The organism is Candidatus Neomarinimicrobiota bacterium, from assembly GCA_034716895.1.
In the GTDB taxonomy this organism is placed as follows: Bacteria; Fidelibacterota; UBA8477; order UBA8477; family JABMPR01; genus JABMPR01.
Genome location: JAYEKW010000084.1, coordinates 1 through 3642, shown reverse-complemented (window position 1 = coordinate 3642; position 3642 = coordinate 1). Strand labels below are relative to the sequence as shown.

The 3642-nt window shown below is 44.5% G+C and carries 3 protein-coding genes; all 3 read left to right on the top strand.

Annotated features, from left to right (window positions below; genetic code table 11):
- The coding region (locus tag U9Q77_05560; protein ID MEA3286822.1) for a hypothetical protein at positions 1-305 on the top strand (305 nt) is incomplete at its 5' end.
- 290 nt (positions 306-595) lie between these two features.
- On the top strand, positions 596-1675 hold the full coding sequence (locus U9Q77_05555; GenBank protein MEA3286821.1) for a DnaJ domain-containing protein: 1080 nt from the start codon (positions 596-598) through the stop codon (positions 1673-1675).
- 352 nt (positions 1676-2027) lie between these two features.
- Positions 2028-3642, top strand: a 1615-nt coding sequence (locus U9Q77_05550; protein ID MEA3286820.1) for a valine--tRNA ligase, incomplete at its 3' end; no start/stop codon positions are given.

Below are 3642 nucleotides of genomic sequence, written 5' to 3'. Positions count from 1 at the left end.
TTAATTCCCCTATATATATTACTATAACTGACTTTAAAGGAATTCAAAGGGAGAGTATCGCTGGTGTTGCTTACGAATATACTCCCGGTGAAGAAAGAACAATAGATCTGACCCCATACCATATTGTGGTTCAGGATAACTTTGTGATCTCATTGGAATATGTAAAGGAGTTGGGGGAGGGTAAACTACAGCTTAAAACAGGCATTTTAAGTGGAAAAACTTTTTTCAGAAAGACCAGCCAGGCAGAATGGCATTCTGCACCTCTTGGTTTGGGGATGAGTGTCCTTATCCGTTATAAGAAATAATCGGGGTTCTCAAGTCAAAACCAGCACAAGGCTTGGTTGCGACAGTACACAGTTGATTCGACACTAGTATCCCCACGACATTACAGACCATTTGGAGCTGAATATGGTATAATTCATTCTGTTTGTCTCATTCGTTGTGAATAATATAATGCTGTTTTGAAGTACAATTTCTATCAGTGTACTAATCTGCTGGAGGCCACATATATCTACAGATTATAGGCGAGAAGGCGAATATATTGTCAAGCTTATGCAATGTATTCAAATGAATCAGGAACAATAGAGATCGGTCCATGTCCAAAGGTATGAATATAGCCATAGCCCTGCATGAGCTGGGACTGGACAATACTGCCACCAAAGCTGATGTCAAACAAGCCTATAAAGATCTGGCCCGGATCTGGCATCCCGATCGGTTTCAAAACGATGAACGTTTAGGGGCTCGCACGGAAGCCAAGATCAAGTTGATTAACGAAGCGCGAACCGTGGCTTTGGATTACCTCGGTAAATTTGGTCACTTTCAACATGTTAGCAGTGAGAAGACATCGAGAAAACGCAGCCAGGCTACTCGCGAATACTCGTATGCAAAGCACCAGGAAAAAACCCAAGAAAAGCAAGCCCCCCCCCGTGAAAAACCACCTCCGCGAGCAGAAAAGCAGGCACCACCCCGGCAGAAAGCCCCTCCCAGGAGTAAACCAAAAAGACCAGACCCTCCCCCGGTTGCTCCTGATCTGGGTTTCCATATGGACCAGGGATTGCTGGTGGTAATTTTTATCATTCTGATCATGGTAAGCTTTCTGTTCATGTTGGGTTTCTCTCTGTTAAATCCACCAGAGGACAAACTGAAAGTCCTTACCACAAAAATGGCGCTTTCCGATGAAAAGGCAAGATTACGGAAGGAATGGGAAGACAGGCGAGCACAAGATATAGAGGCGGAGAAAGAAGAGGTTGTTCTGGAAGTAACCATAAGTGACACCTTTTTTACTCTGGGATCAAAAAAAGAATGGGTTTCTGAAGTACAAGGCGCACCCCTTCAGATTAAAGGCGGAGAGTGGCATTATGGTTCTTCATTCATCCGGTTTGGAAACGATTTTGTGGTGGGCTGGAAGAACTCATATCTTAATCCCCTGAAAATTGGGTGGGTATTGGATAGCCTCGAGCTTTTTAATGGAGATTCATTTCAGATCGGTTCCCCTTTTGAGGAAGTAATTGTTTTGCAGGGAACACCGGATGTTGTGGATGGAAACCACTGGATCTTTGGTGAAGCTATTGTAATTATTGATGCAGATACAGTGGTTTCATGGGAAAATGATCTTTATAATATTTTACAAGCTCCGATCCTTAATCAACCTGCAGTTGCTCAAACAACAGAGTAGTCTTTCCTGGAAAATCATTAAACTTCCGCAGTAATAACACCAAACTTTTTATGGGATAAACCTCTCTTGCGCCAATTCATAGGTGCTGTAGTTAAGCCAAGCTTCATAGAACCGATGAGCGAAGAATTTGAGCCACACCCTTAATTTCCCCTTACACCACCCCATACATCAGTCTACATTCCCGCGCTTTTTAAATGGGGCTGATTAAAATTTCTTCACTTTTACCAGGGAGATCCTTCGTTTTACTCAGGAAGATTAAAACAACCCTTACACTCTGAGTTTTATGAGGGCTGTTATTACAATTAGCGAAATTAGCGAAATTCGCGGTTTCAAAAAAACTTGGATTTAGAATATGACACAAGAACTCAGTAAACGTTACGATGCCTCCTTGATCGAGGACAAATGGTATCAGCATTGGTTGAATCAGAACTACTTTCATTCAGAACCAGATCCAGACAAGGAACCCTACACCATTGTTATTCCGCCACCTAATGTGACTGGTATTCTAACCCTGGGACACGTCTTGAACAACACGATGCAGGATATTCTGATTCGTTGGCGACGGATGCAGGGTCGTGAAGCCTGCTGGATCCCTGGAACCGACCACGCTTCCATTGCTACTGAGACAAAAGTAGTGAGCATGCTCCGTGAAAAGGGCATTACTAAACACCAGATTGGTCGTGATGAATTCCTGAAGCACGCTCTGGAATGGAAAGACAAATACGGCGGCATCATCATTGAACAGCTCAAAAAACTAGGGGCTTCATGTGACTGGGAGCGAGAACGCTTTACCATGGATGAAGCTTATTATCAAGCGGTGCTCCATTCTTTTGTTGAGCTTTACAATGCTGGTTATATCTATCGTGGGAAACGTTTGGTCAACTGGTGCCCTGCCACAAAATCAGCCATTTCCGATGAAGAGGTGATCTATCAGGAACGTAATAGTCACTTGTGGCACATGCGCTATCCGATCAAAGATTCTGATGAATTCCTGGTGGTTGCCACTACCCGACCGGAAACCATGCTGGGAGATACCGGAGTGGCTGTTCACCCGGAAGATGAGCGTTATCAGCACCTCATTGGAGAATTCGTGGTTTTGCCTCTGGTCGGTCGTGAAATCCCCATTTTTGCAGATGAGTATGTGGACAAGGATTTTGGAACGGGTTGTGTTAAAGTAACCCCTTCTCATGATCCAAATGATTGGGAGATGGGTAAACGTCACGATCTGAAATTTGTTAATATCTTTAATGAAGATGCAAGCTTGAACAAGAATGTTCCAGGAAAATTCATTGGTTTGGATCGTTTTGAAGCTCGTGAAGTGGTCATTGAACAGCTTGAAGAGCTGGATCTCATGGAAAAAATTGAAGAATACGTCCATAAGGTAGGCTACTCAGAACGAGGTAATGTCCCCATCGAGCCCTATGCTTCGGAACAATGGTTTATGAACATGTCCGAGTTGGTCAAGCCGGCTACAGAGGCAGTTAGAGATGGCCGGGTTAAGTTCCATCCGGCTCACTGGAGCAAAACCTACGAACACTGGATGACCAATATCAAGGACTGGTGTATCAGCCGTCAATTATGGTGGGGTCACCGTATCCCGGTTTACACCTGCCAGGATTGTGGTGAGATCATGGTACAGGTTGAAGCGCCCAAGACCTGCAGTAAGTGTAGTTCGACCGCACTGAAACAGGATGATGATGTCCTGGATACCTGGGCCAGTTCCTGGCTCTGGCCTTTCGCTGTACATCAATGGCCCCAAGACGATCAGGATTTGGATTATTATTATCCAACCAATGATCTGGTCACCGGTCCGGATATTATTTTCTTCTGGGTGGCCCGCATGATCATGGCTGGTTATGAGTTCAAGGGGGATATCCCGTTTGAGAATGTCTATTTTACCAGCATTATTCGGGATAGCCAGGGTCGCAAGATGTCCAAATCATTGGGCAATTCACCAGACCCACTGG